Consider the following 17707-nt stretch of genomic DNA (forward strand, 5'->3'; position numbering starts at 1 on the left):
TGGTAGCGGTGGACGGATTTGAACCGCCGACCAAGGGATTATGATTCCCCTGCTCTACCGCTGAGCTACACCGCCATCGCGTTAGGATGAGTGCGGAATACCCGCGCTATCGGGGCAAGTCAACCCGTGTTTTGAAAACGGGATGAAAAGATCCGAAAACCCCATTGATTTGTCACATCCCCCCAACAGGGGGTACTACTGGCGATCCCGCCCATGACCCGTAAACCACCCGAAAAGGCTACGCATCTTTCGTGAAAACAGAATTCCTGGCGCTCCTGACCAAGATCCGGCACCTCTTCGGGTGGTTGCCGGGGCTGCTGTCCTCCATACTCATGCTGTGCGTGGCGGGACTGGTGGCGGAGATGTTCAGCCGGTTCATCACGAAACTGATCCTGCGCATACCGGGGCAGAAACGCGGGGCCTTTGTCCGGTCGTTCACCATGGCCATGCAGCGCCCCGTGCGCATCATGCTGGTGATCGTGTTTGTCGGCACGGCGCTGCCGGTATCGGGCCTGCCCTACGACATCATGCAGGCCACCACGCATACGCTGGTGGTGCTGTTCGTTCTGATGCTGGGTTACGCCGCGGTGGTGGCCACGCGCATCCTGTCCGATGCGTATCTCAAGCGGATCAATGGCAAGGATGACAAGGATGACATCCTGCTGCGCACCCACATGACGCAGGTGCGCGTGCTGCGGCGCACGACCGACCTGCTGATCGGCCTGCTGACCGTGGGGGCCGCGCTGATGACGTTCGAACCGGTGCGGCAGTATGGCCTCAGCCTGTTCGCATCGGCCGGGGCGGCGTCGCTGGTGGTCGGTCTTGCGGCCCGCCCGCTGCTGACCAACCTGTTCGCGGGCATGCAGATCGCCATGACACAGCCCATCCGCATGGAAGACCTCATCATCATCAATGGTGACTGGGCGTGGGTGGAGGAAATCACCTCCACCTACGTCGTGCTGCGGGTATGGGACTGGCGGCGGCATATCGTGCCGATTTCGTATTTCCTGGAAAACACGTTCCAGAACTGGACGCATAATTCGGCGGCCCTGATCGGCGTGGTGTTCGTGTATGTGGATTTCAACGCCCCGATGGACCGCATCCGTGAACGCCTGCGCGAAATCGTGCATTCCGCCCCGTTATGGGATGGCAAGGAATTCGCGGTGCAGGTGGCCGATTGCAACGCCCATGTCATGACGATCCGCGTGATCGCAAGTGCCCGTTCAGCCATGCAAAGCTGGGACCTGCGGTGCGAGATCCGTGAACAGATCCTCGCCTTCCTGCGTGATGAATGCCCCGAGGCCCTGCCGCGTGACCGCATATCGCACGTGGCGTCGGCATCGGGGCTGGATGTGATGGGGGATCCGGGCATGCTGTCGCCGCCCGTCAAGCGCCCGCCGCCCGGTGCCTACATGGGGCCGCGCAGCGGTACAAGTGGCGGCGGCATGAGCATGACCGACGGCGGGCAGGGCCACGGCTGACCACACGCGGAAACCTGCGCTGTCCCTTCAGAAGGACAGGTAGACGAACGACGCCCCGCCGGCCACGATGCAGTACCAGCCAAACGGGCGCAGCGCCCAGTCCTCATGGTCACGGAAATAGCGCATCAGGATGCCGGTGCATACCAGGGCCACCACGCCCGCCACGATGGATGCAATGATCGCCATGTGCATCTGTTCGGGCTGCGGCGGGGCGTGGCGCAGCTTCAGCGCCTCCAGCACGGTGGCGGCCAGGATGACCGGCTGCGCCATGAGAAAGGCGAACCGCGCCGAATTTTCATGCGACAGCCCGCGCAGCAGGCCACCGACAATACACGCCCCCGAACGCGACAGGCCGGGGAAGAAGGCCAGGCACTGGAACAGGCCGATCACCAGCGCCTCCCCAAAACCCAGGGACGCGAGCGATCGGTTGCTGGCGGGCAGCAGGCCCGCGCGCATCCGGTCCACCAGCAGCAGCATGACGCCGTTGAGTGTCAGGAAAACCGCCGCATACCGCGCCGTGCCGAACAGGCTGCGGATGGCGTGTTCAAACAGGCCGCCAATCACCACGGCGGGAATGGTGGCGACCGCCAGCAGCGCAAGGATGCGGATGCTGTCCATCTGTATGTTGACGCCATGGCGTCCGGCCGCCCCGGTGAACAGCGCCACCCAGTCGCGCCAGAAAAAAACCAGCAGGGCCGCGCACGTGCCCAGATGCAGCATGACCAGCAGGGGCAGGAATATTTCCCCATGCAGGTCAACGGGCCAGTGCAGGAGGGCGGGCACGATGGCCGCGTGCCCGAGACTGCTTATGGGAAACTGTTCTGTGGAACCCTGAATGATTGCAATGATAATAGCTTGGATGAGTGTCATTGTCCGCCCGTCCATGACGCAGTAGGATGAAAAGATAAGGCAAGGCATAGCGCCGGTCCCACATCGCCCGGCATTGCGGCGGATTTCGGGATGGCGCATGGCCGCATCGGGCAGGGAGCCGTCATGGCAAGGCAGAGAAGTGGCGCGATCATATCCAGCGGGCTTGTCCTTCTGGTTGCGGGAGGGTTCTGTGTCTACGCCCGCGCTTCGCAAAGCGGCGGGTCACAGGATCGCTACCCTGTCATGGCGCGCTTCATTTCGGCAAACGGGCTGGCGGTCGGGGCCAATGTGGACATGGACGGCGTGCCCGTGGGGCGCGTGACCTCCATTGCACTGGACCCGGCAACCTACATGGCCAATGTCGGCTTTACGCTGGACCGTACATTGTCACTGCCGACGGATACAACCCTTTCGATCGGCAGCCCGACCCTTACGGCGGACACGGCACTGCTGGTGCAGCCGGGGCAATCCGCGGACAGGCTGAAGCCCGGCGCGGTCATTACAAATACGCGTGAACCGCTCAGCCTGGAACAGCAGGTCAGCAACTACATCTTCGGCAATGGCGGCCTGCCCAGTGACTAAGCGGGCCGGCCACGCCACTCAGTCATTCATCGGGTAGGACGCCATCAGCCTGCGCTGGCGCAGCCACGCGCGCAGCATGGCCATCGCCCCGCTGCTTTTCCATCCCTCGCGCCGCTTTTTCGCACCGATGCGGAAGGTTTCGCGGTAATGCATGAACTGCGTCACATAGGCATCGCGCAGGGTGGTGCGGGCATCCCAGATATGGGTGGCCTCGGACCCTACGCCGTTGATTTCGATGATCTGGAAATCCTCGCCCTTGCGCAGGCTGGCCAGGCTGAGGGCCTTGGCGTCGATCCGGCCGAAATGGAAATCGGGAATGTCGCGCATGATGGTGTTCACCCGCGCCTGCAGTTCGGGCGTTATGTCCACCGCGCGGTCATGGAAGATCGATCCCTTGCAGTGATTGCCCGCGAACACCAGCGGCAGCGACTGCCCCGCCGGCGGGATTTCATGCAGGCGCGCCTTCAGTCGCGGCAGGTAGATGTGGGGGACCAGGCGGGTGCGCGGGTCGGCGTGGACCAGTTCCTCCACCGTGGAGGTGCCATCACCCGTCAGGCACGGCACTTCCTTGTAGGTCAGGGAGGTGATGCGGCCTTCCGCCTCGTCGGGGTGGCGGATGTAGAACAGCCCGACCTCGTGCCCGTAGGGGATCAGGTGCTGCAGCATGACCGGCACGTCGCGGCCGAATGCGGCAAGACCCGCGCGCAGGCTGTCTTCGTCGCGCATGATCCGCACGCCGGTGCCATTGCACCCGATATCGGGCTTGAGCACGACGGGAAAGGACAGGCCCGCCCCCTTCATCGCCGCCAGCGCGCGCGGCAGGTCATCATGCCCCGTGGTCAGCACGGCATAGGGGGCGATCCATTTGCGTGCCACATCGCCCGCCATGTCCAGGATCGAACTCTTGCTTTCCCCGCACAGGCCACCGGTCTCGATCCGGGGGTTGGCGGCGGTGGGCAGGCTGAAATCACGGTGCCACAGCCCCAGTATGATCCAGTACAGCACGATGGGGGTGTAGAAGATCCATCCCGGCCAGAATTCAAACGAGGAAACCGTAGGGCCCCCGGCCTGCCTGTCTGGCCTGCTGTCAATGGCTGTGGTTACGTCGGTCATCGGGTCTCATTACTTTGCAAACGTGCGATCATGCGGCTGATCAGGAATATGGTCAGGACGAAACCGGCCATGCCTGCCCATTTCCATGTCCCCAGGTGGTCGATCAGGAACTGCCCCACCCGCAGTGAGACAAGGAACAGCATGGATGTCCATATCAGGGTCGCCAGCACCGCCGCGATGCAGAACAGCCCGAACCGTGCGCGGAAGAAACCACACGCGGTGTAAAGCGGCAAGCGCGCGCCGGGCACGAAGCGGCTGATGAACACGATGCGAAATACGTTGCGGTCGAACCACTGTCCTTCCTGTGCGCCGCCGGGCAGGGTGATCCATTTCCGCGCCGGTGGCCACAGCGCCGCCAGCCTGCCCATGCCGTACAGCCCCATGTCGCCCACGACAATGCCGATATACAGCGCCACCAGCGCCACCGTGACATCGACATGCCCGGTGCGCACCTGCATGGCGGTCATGATGGTTGCGGCGTCTTCCAGTATGAAGGTGCCGATGATGATCGCCAGCCCCTGCATGACGGGCGACGCCCCGGCCGCCATGAGGTAGGCGGTCAGCGTGGGCATGCGCGCAGTTCCAGCGTGTCCCGACCGGGCGGGATGGGAAAACCGTGACTACGCAAGCACAAGCCCTTCAGTCGGCCCGGCAGGCGGGCGTGGAAAACATTGGCCATGAGAGGCCAACGGGAAATGATGACGGGCGTTCTTGTGACATGCTTCGCCTGCCGTCACAAACGCGAAATTGTGTCGCAGCGTGTACATGGCCATGCCTGCGTCATGCACGGGCAGGCCGGACATCGGTGCGGACGCAAGTCAGACATTGAAACGGGCGCAAGGCCGTGGCACAGCATTCGGAATGCTTGTACGTCGCCGCCTTCTTCATGTCGCCGCCGCCTCTCTTGCCGGGGCTGGTGCCTCATGGCTCATGCCCGCGCGCGCGGCGCACCATCCGGGCAGGGCCGCGCCCGCCACGGGCGGCGGCGATTACGCCACGTTCCTGGCCACCGTGCGGCGCGATGCGATTCGCCAGGGACTGACGGCCGATGCCGTGACCCGGGCGCTGGCGCTGTCGGCGCCGAACATGCAGGTCATACAGCGCGACCGCAACCAGCCGGAATTCCACCTGACATGGGCGCAGTACCGCGACCGCGTGCTGACGGCGCGCAAGATCGCGGATGGCCGCGCGGCCTTCGCGCAGCAGCGCGCGATTCTGGAACAGCAGGTCCTGACCCGCTACGACGTGGCCCCGGGCGCTGTGATGGGCATATGGGGGCTGGAATCGGGCTATGGCGCGATGACGGGCAAATTCGCGGTGGTGGACGCGCTGTGCACCCTGGCGTTCGAGGGGCGGCGCGCGAAATTCTTCCATGACGAACTGTTCCACGCGCTGGCCATCCTCAATGCGGGCGACATTACGCCCGAACTCATGACCGGCAGTTATGCAGGCGCCATGGGGCAGCCGCAGTTCATGCCCTCGGCCTACGTGAAATACGCCGTTGACATCGATGGCGACGGGCGGCGCGACATCTGGCATTCCGTGCCGGACGTGTTCGGCTCCATCGCCAACTACCTTGCCGGGTCCGGCTGGGTGGGGGGCGAAAGCTGGGGGCAGCAGGTGATCGTGCCCGACACCGTGGCGCAGTCCACGCTGGGCCGCACCCAGACCCGCACGCTGTCGGAATGGATGGCGATGGGCGTGCGGCAGATGGGCGGCGCGCCCTTTGACCGCCCGACCGATACCGGCGCCGTCCTGCGCCCCGACGGGCCGGGGGGCGAGGCCTTCATGGTCTATCGTAATTTCGCCGCGATCCGTCGCTATAATCCATCCGATTTCTATGCGCTGGCCGTTGGCCTGCTGGGGAATGAAATCGCGTGACGGACCCTGTCACGCCAGCCCTGGCCGCGCGCCCGGCTGGCACCTACCGGACCAAGGATGCAATGCACACCCGACGTTTCCTTCTGGCTGTGGCCACCAGCCTTCTTGTATCCAGCCCGGCATGGGCCGCTGGCCGCCGCCGTCATCCCGCCGCGGCGGCGCCTGCCACGGCCGAGCCCGCGATCCCGTCCTCCCCGGCCAACAGCCTGATCGGGCCGATCGACACCATTGCGCGGTGGGCGTGCATTGTCGATTACACCACGGGCGCCGTGATCATGGAAAAGGCGGCGGACGAGCGCATGCCGCCGTCGTCGCTGACCAAGATGATGACGGCCTATGTCGTGTTCGGCATGCTGCGTGCCGGCAGGCTGACGCTGGAACAGGCGCTGCCGGTCAGTGAAAAGGCATGGCGCATGCAGGGGTCGAAGATGTTCGTGCCCCTGAACGGCTCCGTCGCGGTGTCCGACCTGATACAGGGCATGGTGATCCAGTCGGGCAATGACGCGTGCATCGTGCTGGCCGAAGGCATCGCGGGGTCGGAAGACCAGTTCGTCAGCATGATGAACGCGCAGGCGGCGCAGCTGGGCATGACCAACAGCCATTTCCTGAACGCCACGGGCTGGCCGATGGACGGGCACTACATGTCCGCGCGCGATGTCGCGACCATCGCCATGCACCTGATCCATGACTTTCCCGAATATTATCATTTCTTTTCGGAACGCAGCTTCACCTTTAACAGGATATCGCAGGAAAACCGCAACGCGCTGGTGGTCCGCGGCGTGGCCGACGGGCTGAAGACCGGGCATACCGACGCCGGTGGCTTTGGCCTGTGCGCCAGCGCCGAACGCGGCGGCAACCGCGTGGTCATGGCCATCAACGGCCTGCCCAGCAGCAACGCGCGCGCCAATGAGGGCGAGCGGCTGTTTGAATGGTCATTCGTCAATTTTGAAAACGCGACCCTGGTCCGTAACGGCGCGGTGGTGGACAACGCCCCGGTGTGGCTGGGGCAGGCGCCCACCGTGCCGCTGGTGGCAACCCGCGACGTGACGCTCACGCTGCCCCATGGCTGGCAGAACAGGGTGCATGTCAGCGTGGATTACCGCAGCCCCGTGCCCGCGCCGGTCACGGCGGGGCAGCAGCTGGGTGAAATGGTCATCGCCAATACCGGCCTTGCGGAAATCCGCATTCCGCTGGTCGCGGGGGCGGCGGTGCCACGGCTGGGGCTTATGGGCCGGGCTTCGGCCGTGCTGGGTCGCAAGCTGGGACACGGCTAGGCCATGTCCGGGCTGTTCATCACGTTTGAAGGCGGGGAGGGGGCAGGCAAGTCCACGCAGGCCCGGCTACTGGCCGACCACCTGCGCGGCCTCGGGCTGGATGTGGACCTGACACGGGAACCAGGTGGCACGAAGGGGGCGGAGGCGCTGCGCGACTTCCTGCTGTTTGGCGGCCACGACCTGTCCCCGCGTGCCGAGGTCATGGCCCATTTCGCCGCCCGTGCCGACCATGTCGACCGGCGCATCGCCCCGGCGCTGGCGGCGGGAAAGGTGGTGATATGCGACCGCTTTACCGATTCGACCGAAGCCTATCAGGGGCATGGGCTGGGCAATGGCGATCCCGCGCTGCTGGACATGATCGCGCGGCTGCGCGCGCTGGTGCCCGCGGTGCCCGACCTGACCCTTGTGCTGCGGGTGCCCCCCGCCATTGCCGCCGCCCGCATGGCTGAACGGGCCAGTGCCCGCACCGACCGGTACGAAGCGCTGGACACCGCGTTCCATGCCCGCGTTGCGGCGGGGTTTGACGCGATTGCCCGGCGCGACGCCGCACGGTGCCGTCGTATTGACGCCAGCGCGACGATGGACGCGGTGCAGGACGACATCCGCGCTGTCGTGGCCCCGTACCTGAAACGGGCGGACAATGCCTGATCCACGCGCCTGTCGCCGCCTGCTGGGGCATGACGCGGCATGGCAGGAATTCCTGTCGGTCATCCGCACCGGCCGGCTGCACCATGCCTGGCTGCTGACCGGGCCGGAGGGCATTGGCAAGGCCACCATGGCCTTCATGATGGCGCGCACCCTGCTGGGCGCGCAGGACCATGACAGCCCCGTGGGCCGCCGCGTCACCGCGGGCACGCATGCCGACCTGCTGGTGATCGCGCGCGGGATGGATGAAAAACGCCATCGCCCGCGCCGTGAAATCGTGGGGGACGACATACGCCCCATATCCGCCTTCCTGCGCCGCACGGCGGCGGAAGGAGGCTGGCGGGTCGTGATTGTCGATGGCGCGGAATACATGAACCGCACGGCGGCCAACGCCATCCTCAAGATCCTGGAGGAACCGCCCGAACGCGCCATCCTGATCCTGACCACATCGGTGCCCGGGCGACTGCTGCCCACCATCCGCAGCCGCTGCCGGGTGCTGGCCCTGTCCCCGCTGGATGACGCGGCCATGCGCGCGGTGCTGGCGGACATGGACCCCGCCCCCGCGCCGGACCAGATCGCGCGCATCCTGCCACTGGCCCACGGCGCGCCGGGGCGGGCGGGGGACCTGCTGGCGGGGAACGCCGTGGAACTGGCCGCACTCGTGGCGGGCGTGATGGATGGCACGGTGGGGGCGGACGGCGGATATGACATTGCCGAACAGGTGACCCGGCGCGAAAATGGCTTTAGCGTCTTTTTCGATCTGCTGTGTGATGCCATATCAGACAGGACGCGTAACATGGCCCTCGGCGCGGAACGGGGGCGCGCGGGGGATCCGCACCCGGCCCGACTGGCCCTGCTGTGGCAGGACATGGTACGGCTGCGCGCGGAAACCGAACAATTCAATCTGGATAAACAGCAGGCGGTCCTGACGGCGCTTGCGCGGGTGAGTGGAATATGACACGGCGCTACTACGTCACAACACCAATCTATTACGTGAACGGGGCGCCGCATATTGGCCACGCCTATACATCGGTCGCGGCCGATGTGATCGCGCGTTTCAAGCGCCTGGCGGGGTTTGACGTCTTTTTCCTGACCGGCACGGACGAACACGGGCAGAAGGTGGAACAGGCGGCGCAGGCGGCGGGCATGACCCCCATCGCCTTTGCCGACCGCGTGGCCGCCGATTTCCGTGACATGTACGATAAAATGGCCATTTCGTACGACGATTTCATCCGCACCACCGAACCGCGCCACGCCGCGGGCGCGCAGGCGCTGTGGAAGAAGCTGGAGGAAAACGGCCACATCTACCTTGGCGCGTATGAAGGCTGGTACGCCACGCGTGATGAGTGCTTCTATGGCGAGGAAGAACTGATCGACGGGCCGGACGGGAAGAAGGTCGCCCCCACGGGTGCCGCCGTGGAATGGGTGAAGGAGCCGTCGTACTTCTTCAACCTGTCCAAATTCGGTGACAGGCTGCTGGAACTGTATGAAACCCGTCCCGGCTTCATCGAACCCGCCAGCCGCCGTAACGAGGTGGCGAGTTTCGTGAAGCAGGGCCTGCGCGACCTGTCCGTAAGCCGCACCAGCTTCAACTGGGGCATTCCCGTGCCGGGTGACCCGAAGCACGTGATGTATGTGTGGGTGGATGCGCTGGCCAACTACCTGTCCGCCGTGGGCTACCCGGATCAGACGGCCCCGCGCTGGGATTTCTGGCCCGCCAACCTGCATCTGGTGGGCAAGGACATCCTGCGCTTCCACGCCATCTACTGGCCCGCGCTGCTGATGGGGGCGGGACTGCCGTTGCCCGAGCGCGTGTTCTCGCACGGGTGGTGGACCATCGAAGGCCAGAAGATGAGCAAGTCGCTGGGCAACGTGGTGGACCCGCGTGACCTGGTGGCGGAATTCGGCCTTGATCCGATCCGGTTCTTCCTGATGCGTGAAATGCCCTTTGGCGGTGACAGTGACCTCAGCCGTCGCGCCATCATCTCGCGCATGAATGTCGAACTGGCCAATGACCTTGGCAACCTGGCCCAGCGCACGCTGTCGCAGATCGCGCGCAACTGCGATGGCAGGCTGCCGCCGCAGGGCACGCACACGGCCGAGGACACGAAGCTTCTGGCCGCCGCCAGCCTGCTGCCGCAGATCATGCATGAACAGATCGACCGGCAGGCCCTGACCGACGCGCTGGAGGAAGTGTGGAAGGTCATCCGCGCCTGCAACGCCTATATCGACCACCAGGCGCCGTGGAAGCTGAAAAAGACCGATGCCGCCCGCATGGGCGACGTGCTGCGCGTGCTGGCCGATGCGTTGCGGATCATCGCCACCGTGCTGCAGCCCTACATGCCCGGCAGCATGGACAGGATGCTGACCCAGCTTGGCGTGCCGGATGGCGCGCGGGATTTCGCATCCCTTGACACGCCACTGCCCGCGGGATGCGCGCTGCCCGCGCCGCAGGGCATCTTCCCCCGCCACGTCGAACCGGAGGCTTCATGACCCGTACGGGACTGACCGACTCCCACTGTCACCTCGACCATTTTTCCGATGAGGAAATGCCCGAAATCCTCGCCCGCACGCGGCAGGCCGGGGTGGATGGCCTGGTGACCATCGGCACCCGCCTGTCCCGCGCCGACCAGCAGAAAAAGCTGGCGACGCTGGATACGCCCGACCTGCGGGTGTGGTGCACCATCGGCACCCATCCCGACCATGTGGATGAGGAAGTGCTGCCCGACGCGGCGGAACTGGTGGCGATGGCGGATGACCCGCGCGTGGTGGGCATCGGGGAAAGCGGGCTGGACTATTTCCATGGCCAGCCCGACATCCGGCCCAGGCAGCACGACAGTTTCCGCGTGCATATCGACGCCGCCCGGCGCACCGGCCTGCCGCTGGTGATCCACACGCGCGAAGCCGATGACGACACGCTGGGCATCCTGCGTGACGAGACCGCGCGCAATGGCGCGTTCCCGTTCCTGATCCACTGCTTTTCATCCGGGCCGGACCTTGCGCGCGGGGCGCTGGAACTGGGGGGGTATATCAGCTTTTCGGGCATCGCGACGTTCAACCGCGCGCAGTCGGTGCGTGACGTGGCGAAAGACGTGCCGGACGACCGGCTGCTGGTGGAAACCGATTCGCCCTATCTTGCCCCGGTGCCGCGCCGGGGCAAGCGCAACGAGCCGGGATACGTGGCCTATACCGCCCGGATGCTGGCGGAACTGCGCGGGATGGAAGACGCCGCGTTCGCGGAAATGACCACGCGCAATTTCAGCCGCCTGTTCAGCCGGGCGGTCTGACGGATGGAGATGATTGTCCTTGGCTGCGCCGGCTCGGCTGGCGTGCCCATGCTGGGTGGCCCGGACGGGGCAGGGGACTGGGGTGAATGCGACCCGAACGAGCCGCGTAACCGCCGCACGCGTTCGTCCGTCATCATCAGTGACGGGCCGGGACGGGTGCTGCTGGTCGATACGGGGCCGGACCTGCGCGACCAGTTGCTCGCACAGCGGATCGGCGTGGTGGATGCGGTGCTGTACACCCACGCCCATGCCGACCATATCGCCGGGCTGGATGAACTGCGCACCATCAACCGCATCATTGGCGGCCCGCTGCCGGTCTACGGCACGCGGCAGGTGATGGATGAAATCAGCATCCGCTTCGACTACGCCTTCCGCCCCTGGACGCCGCCGCACATCTTCCGTCCCATACTGGATGTCCATCACGTAAGCCTGCCGTCCACCGTGATGATGGCGGGGATGGCGGTCCAGGTCTTTGGCCAGTGCCACGGCAAGGTCGAAACGCTGGGCCTGCGCGTGGGGCCGATGGCCTACTGCACCGACGTGGCCGAAATGGATGATGCGGCGCTGGATACGCTGCGCGGTGTCGACACGTGGGTGGTGGACTGTTTCCAGCGCGATGCCCATCCATCCCACGGGTGGCTGGCGCGGGTGCTGGAATGGCGGGACATCATCCAGCCGCGCCGCACGGTGCTGACCCATATGGGACCGGACATGGACTGGGCGTGGATGCAGGCCAGCCTGCCCGATGGGGTGGAAGCCGCGTATGACGGGCTGCGCCTGCATGCCAGCGGGAAATAAAAGCTTTCGGGCGCCGCCTTTTTTTTCAAAAAGGCGGCGTTCCTTGAAGGTTCCTGAAAAAAGCGCCACCCAAAAACGTTCTTGTGATTTCAGGACATTTCGCGCCGCGCCGGAGCGGCCTGGCCGCCGTTCGCGCAATAAAGCGCACCGGACCCGCGCGTAATGCTTGCCAGCGCCCGATTAGCACCCTAAGAGGGTGCGCCAACGGTCGGTGACCCGAGGCGCGGGGTAGCCGCCATCTGCTGACGAGGCCCCTGCATCATGTCTTCCATCCCCAAAAACACATCTGCTCCCCGGCTTGAGGACCGCATCCGCGAAGCCCTCGCCTTTGATGACGTGCTGGTTGTTCCCGACGAATCGAATGTCCTGCCGTCGCAGACATCGACGAAAACCCGGCTGACCCGCAAGATCACCCTGAACATCCCGCTGATCTCGTCGGCCATGGATACCGTGACCGAAGACAGCATGGCCATCGCCATGGCGCAGAATGGCGGCCTTGGCGTCATCCACAAGAACCTGACGATCGAGCAGCAGGCCGAGCAGGTCCGTCGTGTCAAACGTTTCGAATCGGGCATGGTGGTCAACCCCGTCACGGTCTATCCCGACCAGACGCTGGCGGAAGTGAACGCCATCATGTCCCGCCACGGTATCAGCGGCCTGCCGGTGGTCGAACGCGACACCAACCGCCTGGTCGGCATCCTGACCAACCGCGATGTCCGCTTCGCCACCGATCCGGCGCAGCGCGTGTATGAACTGATGACGCGCGAAAACCTGGTGACCGTGCGCAACAACGTGGACCGCGACGAAGCCCGCCAGTTGCTACACCGCCACCGGATTGAAAAGCTGCTGGTCATTGATGATGAAGACCGCTGCATCGGCCTGATTACCGTCAAGGACATGGACCGCGCCGTGCAGTACCCGCAGGCCAACAAGGACAGCCTGGGCCGCCTGCTGTGCGCTGCCGCGACCGGCGTGGGGGATGATGGCGTGGCGCGTGCGCGCGAACTGATTGCGGCAGGGGTGGACGTGGTGGTGATCGACACCGCGCATGGCCATTCATCGGGCGTGCTGAAAAGCATCGAGCGCATCCGCGCCATTGAAAACGACATCCAGATCATTGCCGGTAACGTCGCAACGCCGGAAGCGGCGCGCGCGCTGATTTCATCGGGCGCCGACTGCGTGAAGGTGGGTATCGGGCCGGGGTCGATCTGCACCACGCGCGTCGTCGCGGGCGTGGGCGTGCCGCAGTTTTCCGCCGTGATGGAAACCTCCGCTGCGTGCCATGAACTTGACGTGCCCGCCATTGCCGATGGCGGGGTGCGGACATCGGGCGATATCGTCAAGGCGATCGGCGCGGGTGCTGACGTGGTCATGATCGGCTCGCTGCTTGCCGGGACGGAAGAAGCCCCGGGCGAGGTGTTCCTGTACCAGGGCCGGACCTACAAATCCTATCGCGGCATGGGCAGCCTTGGCGCCATGTCCCGCGGGTCGGCGGACCGCTATTTCCAGCAGGACATCAAGGACACGCACAAGATGGTCCCCGAAGGGATCGAGGGCCGCGTGGCCTACAAGGGCGCGATGGGCGCGGTCATTCACCAGCTGGTGGGGGGGCTGCGCGCGGGCATGGGCTATACCGGTTCCGCCACCGTTGCCGACCTGCAGCAGCGCGCGCGCTTCCGCCGCATTACGGGCGCGGGCCTGCGTGAAAGCCATGTGCATGACGTGTCGATCACGCGTGAAGCCCCCAATTACCGGCAGGACTGATCCTGCCGGGTCCATGACAGTAACGGTTTAACGGTTCCATAATCCATGACACCCAGCGCACGGCTTTCCGCCGCCATTGACCTGCTTTCCGCAATGGAGGCGACGCCGCAGCGGCCTGCCGATGCGCTGGCCAATGCCTTTTTCCGTGAACGGCGGTATATCGGCGGCGGCGACCGCCGGGCCATTTCGGCCCGCGTGTGGCGTATCCTGCGGCACTGGCGCAGGCTGCACTGGTGGATCGAACGCACCGGCATGCAGCCAACGCCGCGCCTGCTGGCGCTGGCCATGATGGCGGTGGACCCGCAGGGGCGTGAAAACCCCGACGACCTGTTTACGGGCGAACGTTATGCCCCGCTGGGCCTGACCGGGCCGGAACGGCGGCTGTTTGACCAGCTTCGGGACCAGGCGCTGACCCATCCCGACATGCCGCGCGCGGTCGTGCTGGAGGTGCCGGACTGGCTGCTGCCCCGGCTGGAACGGACGTTTGGCGACGGGCTGGAGGCGGAACTGGCCGCGATGGAAGGGGAGGCGACGCTGGACCTGCGCGTCAACCTGCTGAAATCCGACCGCCCCGCCGCGCGCGCGGCGCTGGAGACGGATGGTATCCGGGCGGAGGACACGACCCTGTCCCCCTGGGGCCTGCGGGTTGCGGGCCGCCAGCCGGTGACATCATGCGCGGCCTTCCGCAGCGGCATGGTGGAAATACAGGACGAAGGCAGCCAGCTGGTCGTTGCCGCCGTGGGCGCGCGGCCGGGCATGCGCGTGCTGGATTACTGCGCCGGTGCGGCGGGCAAGACGCTGGGCATGGCCATGACCATGGAAAATCGCGGTCATATCGTTGCATGCGACGTATCCGAGCCCCGGCTGGACGGCGCGGTGCGCCGCCTTCGCCGCGCGGGCGTTCACAATGCCGAGCGCCACCTGCTGGTGGCGGGCGACCGCTGGGCGCGCCGGCGCAGCGGCAGTTTCGACCGCGTGCTGGTCGATGCGCCATGCACCGGCACCGGCACATGGCGGCGCAACCCCGATGCCCGCCTGCGCCTGCGGGAACGCGACCTGCTGGAACTGACCGCCAAGCAGGCCGACATCATTGACCGCGCGGCCAGCCTTGTCCGTCCCGGCGGGCGGATGGTGTATGCCACGTGTTCCATCCTGCGGGAGGAGAACGGCGACCAGGTCGCAGCCTTCCTTGCGCGCAATCCCGCCTTTTCGCTGGTGACGCCCGATGGGGTGGACGATGACCTGCCGCCAGGGCTGGCAGTGGCAGGCCAGGTCCGCCTGACGCCGCGCCAGCACCATACGGACGGTTTTTTTGCTGCCATCATGCAGCGCGATTCCTGATATGATATTCCTGTCGGCAGGGCGTTTTGAAACACCCGGCCGACAGGAATGACAGGCGTTTCCCGATGATTCCTGAAAAAAGCTTTATCAGAAATCACTTTATAATCTGCGGCGCGTCTCATAGGCAGGTTTTGAAACAGTCTTCTGGATAACAAGAAAAACCACACGCCAGAACCGCATTCCGGGCCCATGACACAGATATGGCGGCGGCAGGGGCGTTTGCGTTTGCAACAACGCGGGACATGGGCATGCAGGCAACAAACCTTGCGATTGGAATTCTGTGCGTGCTGGGTGGCGGAATCGCGGCCCAGTGGGTGGCGTGGCGGTTCAAGCTGCCGGCCATCGTGCTGCTGTTCTCCCTTGGCCTGATTTTCGGGCCGGGGCTGGGCATACTGCACCCCGGGGCGGCGATCGGGCCGTATTTCCACCCGCTTGTGTCCATGGCCGTGGCCTTCATCGTGTTCGAGGGCGGGCTGGCGCTGGACCTGCGGCAGTGGCGTGAATCGGGGGAAGGCGTGCTGCGGCTTACGGCTGCCGCCCTGCCCATCAACTGGGTACTCGGCTCGCTTGCCGCGCATTATGTCGGGCACCTGCCATGGGGAACGTCGTGGCTGTTTGGCGCGATCGTGGTGGTGACGGGGCCGACGGTGGTGCTGCCGCTGCTGCGCCATACCAAGCTGCGGCCACGGGTCGCGGCCTTCCTGCGGTGGGAAGCCATCGTCAATGACCCCATTGCCGCCATTCTGGCGACGCTGGTGCTGGAATGCCTGCTGATCCGGCCATCGCATGACGGGGGCATTTCGCTGGCGACGGTGGAAATCGGGCCGCACCTGCTGTTCGCCACCATGTTTTCGATCGCGTGCGGCATTTTCCCCGCGATCCTGATCAAGTTCCTGTCCGCGCGCGACATGCTGCCCGAAATCCTGCGCATTCCGATGATCCTGGCCTTCGTCATGACGGTGGCGGCGCTGTGCAACCTGATCATGCAGGGGGCGGGGCTGATGGCGGCCACGGTGTTCGGCATGGCGCTGGCGAACCTGCATGTGACCGGCATGTCGGAACTGCAGCGGATCAAGGAATCCCTTGGGGTGATCGTGGTGTCGTGCCTGTTCGTGCTGCTGACGGCCGACCTGCCGCGCGCGCTGCTGACCGAACTGTCGCTGCCGATCATGGCGCTGACATTCACCGTCATGTTCGTGGTCCGGCCGCTGGGCATTTTCCTGTCGACCATCGGGGCGAGCATGTCATGGCAGGAACGGCTGTTCGTGGGCTGGATCGCGCCGCGTGGCATTGTTGCGGCGGCGGTGGCGGGGGTTGTCGGCCTGCAGTTGCATGAAGCGGGATATCCCGGTGGCGACTTGATCACGCCCGCCGTGTTCGCGCTGATCGCGTCCACCATGATCCTGCATGGTTTTTCATTGCGGCCCCTGGCGCGCGCGCTGCGCCTGACCCTGTCGGATGAGCCGGCCCTGGCCATCATGGGGGCCAATGCGTGGTCCACCAACCTGGCGCGCGTGGTACATGACCGGGGCATACCGGTGCTGCTGGTCGATACCTATGCCCCGGCGCTGAACAAGGCGGCGGGATTCGGCATCCCCATCCTGCGCGCGGAACTGCTGTCGGTGGAAGGGATGGAAAGTCTGGAGGAGCGCCCGGCGGACTACCTGATCGCGGCGACGCCGGATGCGATCTATAACGGCCTTGTCTGCGCGCGCATGGCGCCCGACCTGGGCCGCCAGCGCGTGTTCCAGGTCAGTCCCGGCATCGCGCGGCTGGACCTGTATCACGGGCTGAGCCGGGATTCGCGTGGCAAGGTGCTGGGGGAACCGGGGTGGAATTTCTCCTATATCGATTCCCTGTATGCCAAGGGCTGGCGCTTTGGCAGCCACGTCATGGAAGAACATGTGGAGGAGGCCGACCTGCTGTCCGGCCCCGGCATGCTGTTCATGATCATCCGCAAGGGCAGCGCGATCTGGATCTTCTCTGCCGAGGACGCGATTCCGGCTGAACCGGCGGCAGGCGACATCATCGTCATGCTGCTGCCGCCCGCGCCCGCCGCGGCGTCCACCGCAGCGGGGCCTATGCCGGCCTGACGTCGATTTCACCCAGGCCTGCGGCCAGCAGGCGGCGCAGTGCGGGTTCGGGCAGGGCGATGCAGCCTTCCGTCGGGCGACCGCCCTTGGGTGGCAGGTGAAGGAAGATGGCCGACCCCGCGCCAGAATGAACCGGGTCGTCGTTATAACCAAGAACCACGATAATGTCGTAAACGTGATCGTCCCGCCACAGCCGTTCGTGCCGGGCGGGGTGGGGCAGGCTGACATGCCGGTTGTAATCGGGATGACCGGGATCGTCACACCATCCATCAAGCGGGGAAAGCGGCTCGACAGGCAGATGACAAACAGGTGATGGGACCCGGTCGGCGCGATAGAACACGCGTCGCAGGGGCAGAATACCGCTGGGTGTTGCGTGATCTCCCTCCATTTTGCGGTTTTTTACGCCGCCCGCGCCGATAATGGTGGGGAAAATTTCGCCCATGCAATGCAGTTGTGCATCCAGCCCTGTATTCGTTTGTAAAATAGCGCGTATCATGAATTCCTCTGGATCGGGTCGTATTTATGTTAACTCCGGCCTAATCTGGCAGCATACGGCATGATGGCCGTCGGGTCGCGGG

At 65.2% G+C, this 17707-nt stretch carries 16 protein-coding genes and 1 tRNA gene; 12 read left to right on the forward strand and 5 right to left on the reverse strand.

Going from position 1 to position 17707, the window contains the following annotated elements; genetic code table 11:
- Positions 1 to 75: transfer RNA gene (locus tag GEU01_RS11310), tRNA-Met, on the reverse strand.
- A 176-nt stretch (positions 76 to 251) separates the two neighbouring features.
- Here GEU01_RS11310 and GEU01_RS11315 point away from each other — a divergent pair.
- Positions 252 to 1481 carry a mechanosensitive ion channel family protein gene (locus GEU01_RS11315; RefSeq protein ID WP_010508002.1) on the forward strand — a complete coding sequence of 410 codons (1230 nt, stop codon included), beginning with the start codon at positions 252 to 254 and terminating at the stop codon, positions 1479 to 1481.
- Positions 1482 to 1508: 27 nt separating this feature from the next.
- Here GEU01_RS11315 and GEU01_RS11320 read toward each other — a convergent pair whose 3' ends face one another.
- Positions 1509 to 2351 carry an undecaprenyl-diphosphate phosphatase gene (locus GEU01_RS11320; RefSeq protein ID WP_019086174.1) on the reverse strand — a complete coding sequence of 281 codons (843 nt, stop codon included), beginning with the start codon at positions 2349 to 2351 and terminating at the stop codon, positions 1509 to 1511.
- Between the two features lie 123 nt (positions 2352 to 2474).
- On the opposite strand from GEU01_RS11320, the gene GEU01_RS11325 reads away from it, so the two are divergent.
- On the forward strand, positions 2475 to 2933 hold the full coding sequence (locus GEU01_RS11325) for an MlaD family protein (RefSeq protein WP_042710843.1): 459 nt from the start codon (positions 2475 to 2477) through the stop codon (positions 2931 to 2933).
- An 18-nt stretch (positions 2934 to 2951) separates the two neighbouring features.
- Here the strand turns inward: GEU01_RS11325 and GEU01_RS11330 are convergent, their stop codons facing one another.
- Both GEU01_RS11330 and GEU01_RS11335 read right to left on the reverse strand, forming a co-directional pair.
- A complete protein-coding gene (locus tag GEU01_RS11330) occupies positions 2952 to 4046 on the reverse strand; it encodes an ATP-grasp domain-containing protein (RefSeq protein ID WP_019086176.1) in 1095 nt (364 codons plus the stop codon).
- A complete protein-coding gene (locus GEU01_RS11335) occupies positions 4043 to 4618 on the reverse strand; it encodes a DedA family protein (protein ID WP_010508007.1) in 576 nt (191 codons plus the stop codon). Before GEU01_RS11335 ends, GEU01_RS11330 begins: the two co-directional genes overlap by 4 nt.
- Before the next feature lie 289 nt (positions 4619 to 4907).
- On the opposite strand from GEU01_RS11335, the gene GEU01_RS11340 reads away from it, so the two are divergent.
- From GEU01_RS11340 to GEU01_RS11385, 10 genes are all read left to right on the forward strand, one after another.
- Entirely contained in the window at positions 4908 to 5927 is a 1020-nt protein-coding gene (locus GEU01_RS11340; protein ID WP_373321369.1) for a lytic murein transglycosylase, read from the forward strand.
- Positions 5924 to 7201, forward strand: a complete 1278-nt coding sequence (locus GEU01_RS11345; RefSeq protein WP_019086177.1) for a D-alanyl-D-alanine carboxypeptidase family protein — start codon at positions 5924 to 5926, stop codon at positions 7199 to 7201. Before GEU01_RS11340 ends, GEU01_RS11345 begins: the two co-directional genes overlap by 4 nt.
- A gap of 3 nt (positions 7202 to 7204) precedes the next feature.
- The gene (gene tmk / locus GEU01_RS11350; protein ID WP_019086178.1) at positions 7205 to 7849 is read left to right on the forward strand and encodes a dTMP kinase; all 645 of its coding nucleotides are present in this window, start codon (positions 7205 to 7207) and stop codon (positions 7847 to 7849) included.
- Complete coding sequence (locus GEU01_RS11355) at positions 7842 to 8804, forward strand: DNA polymerase III subunit delta' (protein ID WP_010508011.1); 963 nt, start codon at positions 7842 to 7844, stop codon at positions 8802 to 8804. The genes tmk and GEU01_RS11355 overlap by 8 nt, the downstream gene beginning before the upstream one ends.
- Positions 8801 to 10339 (forward strand): methionine--tRNA ligase, encoded by a 1539-nt coding sequence (gene metG, locus GEU01_RS11360; RefSeq protein WP_010508012.1) that lies wholly within the window; start codon positions 8801 to 8803, stop codon positions 10337 to 10339. Before GEU01_RS11355 ends, metG begins: the two co-directional genes overlap by 4 nt.
- Positions 10336 to 11133 (forward strand): TatD family hydrolase, encoded by a 798-nt coding sequence (locus tag GEU01_RS11365; RefSeq protein ID WP_010508013.1) that lies wholly within the window; start codon positions 10336 to 10338, stop codon positions 11131 to 11133. The genes metG and GEU01_RS11365 overlap by 4 nt, the downstream gene beginning before the upstream one ends.
- A 3-nt stretch (positions 11134 to 11136) precedes the next feature.
- On the forward strand, positions 11137 to 11931 hold the full coding sequence (locus GEU01_RS11370; protein WP_019086179.1) for an MBL fold metallo-hydrolase: 795 nt from the start codon (positions 11137 to 11139) through the stop codon (positions 11929 to 11931).
- A 261-nt stretch (positions 11932 to 12192) separates the two neighbouring features.
- Positions 12193 to 13695: an IMP dehydrogenase gene (gene guaB / locus GEU01_RS11375; RefSeq protein ID WP_010508015.1), complete on the forward strand. Its 1503-nt coding sequence runs from the start codon at positions 12193 to 12195 to the stop codon at positions 13693 to 13695.
- A 45-nt stretch (positions 13696 to 13740) separates the two neighbouring features.
- Positions 13741 to 15036 carry an RsmB/NOP family class I SAM-dependent RNA methyltransferase gene (locus tag GEU01_RS11380; RefSeq protein WP_019086180.1) on the forward strand — a complete coding sequence of 432 codons (1296 nt, stop codon included), beginning with the start codon at positions 13741 to 13743 and terminating at the stop codon, positions 15034 to 15036.
- 200 nt (positions 15037 to 15236) lie between these two features.
- Entirely contained in the window at positions 15237 to 17129 is a 1893-nt protein-coding gene (locus tag GEU01_RS11385; RefSeq protein ID WP_019086181.1) for a cation:proton antiporter, read from the forward strand.
- On the opposite strand, the gene GEU01_RS11390 is transcribed toward GEU01_RS11385, so the two are convergent.
- Positions 17116 to 17571: a L,D-transpeptidase family protein gene (locus GEU01_RS11390; RefSeq protein ID WP_019086182.1), complete on the reverse strand. Its 456-nt coding sequence runs from the start codon at positions 17569 to 17571 to the stop codon at positions 17116 to 17118. The two genes, GEU01_RS11385 and GEU01_RS11390, sit on opposite strands and share 14 nt — an antisense overlap.
- Positions 17572 to 17707: the final 136 nt, after the last annotated feature.

It is taken from the genome of Komagataeibacter europaeus LMG 18890 (assembly GCF_000285295.1).
GTDB lineage: Bacteria > Pseudomonadota > Alphaproteobacteria > Acetobacterales > Acetobacteraceae > Komagataeibacter > Komagataeibacter europaeus.

Bases quoted from the DNA above. Each gene is read 5' to 3' on its own strand.
- tmk (WP_019086178.1), top strand. From the start codon at position 7,205: ATGTCCGGGCTGTTCATCACGTTTGAAGGCGGGGAGGGGGCAGGCAAG.
- GEU01_RS11365 (WP_010508013.1), top strand. From the start codon at position 10,336: ATGACCCGTACGGGACTGACCGACTCCCACTGTCACCTCGACCATTTT.
- GEU01_RS11380 (WP_019086180.1), top strand. From the start codon at position 13,741: ATGACACCCAGCGCACGGCTTTCCGCCGCCATTGACCTGCTTTCCGCA.
- GEU01_RS11385 (WP_019086181.1), top strand. From the start codon at position 15,237: ATGGCGGCGGCAGGGGCGTTTGCGTTTGCAACAACGCGGGACATGGGC.
- metG (WP_010508012.1), top strand. From the start codon at position 8,801: ATGACACGGCGCTACTACGTCACAACACCAATCTATTACGTGAACGGG.
- GEU01_RS11390 (WP_019086182.1), bottom strand. From the start codon at position 17,571: ATGGGCGAAATTTTCCCCACCATTATCGGCGCGGGCGGCGTAAAAAAC.
- GEU01_RS11355 (WP_010508011.1), top strand. From the start codon at position 7,842: ATGCCTGATCCACGCGCCTGTCGCCGCCTGCTGGGGCATGACGCGGCA.
- GEU01_RS11370 (WP_019086179.1), top strand. From the start codon at position 11,137: ATGGAGATGATTGTCCTTGGCTGCGCCGGCTCGGCTGGCGTGCCCATG.
- GEU01_RS11320 (WP_019086174.1), bottom strand. From the start codon at position 2,351: ATGACACTCATCCAAGCTATTATCATTGCAATCATTCAGGGTTCCACA.
- GEU01_RS11335 (WP_010508007.1), bottom strand. From the start codon at position 4,618: ATGCCCACGCTGACCGCCTACCTCATGGCGGCCGGGGCGTCGCCCGTC.
- GEU01_RS11340 (WP_373321369.1), top strand. From the start codon at position 4,908: ATGCTTGTACGTCGCCGCCTTCTTCATGTCGCCGCCGCCTCTCTTGCC.
- GEU01_RS11325 (WP_042710843.1), top strand. From the start codon at position 2,475: ATGGCAAGGCAGAGAAGTGGCGCGATCATATCCAGCGGGCTTGTCCTT.
- GEU01_RS11330 (WP_019086176.1), bottom strand. From the start codon at position 4,046: ATGACCGACGTAACCACAGCCATTGACAGCAGGCCAGACAGGCAGGCC.
- guaB (WP_010508015.1), top strand. From the start codon at position 12,193: ATGTCTTCCATCCCCAAAAACACATCTGCTCCCCGGCTTGAGGACCGC.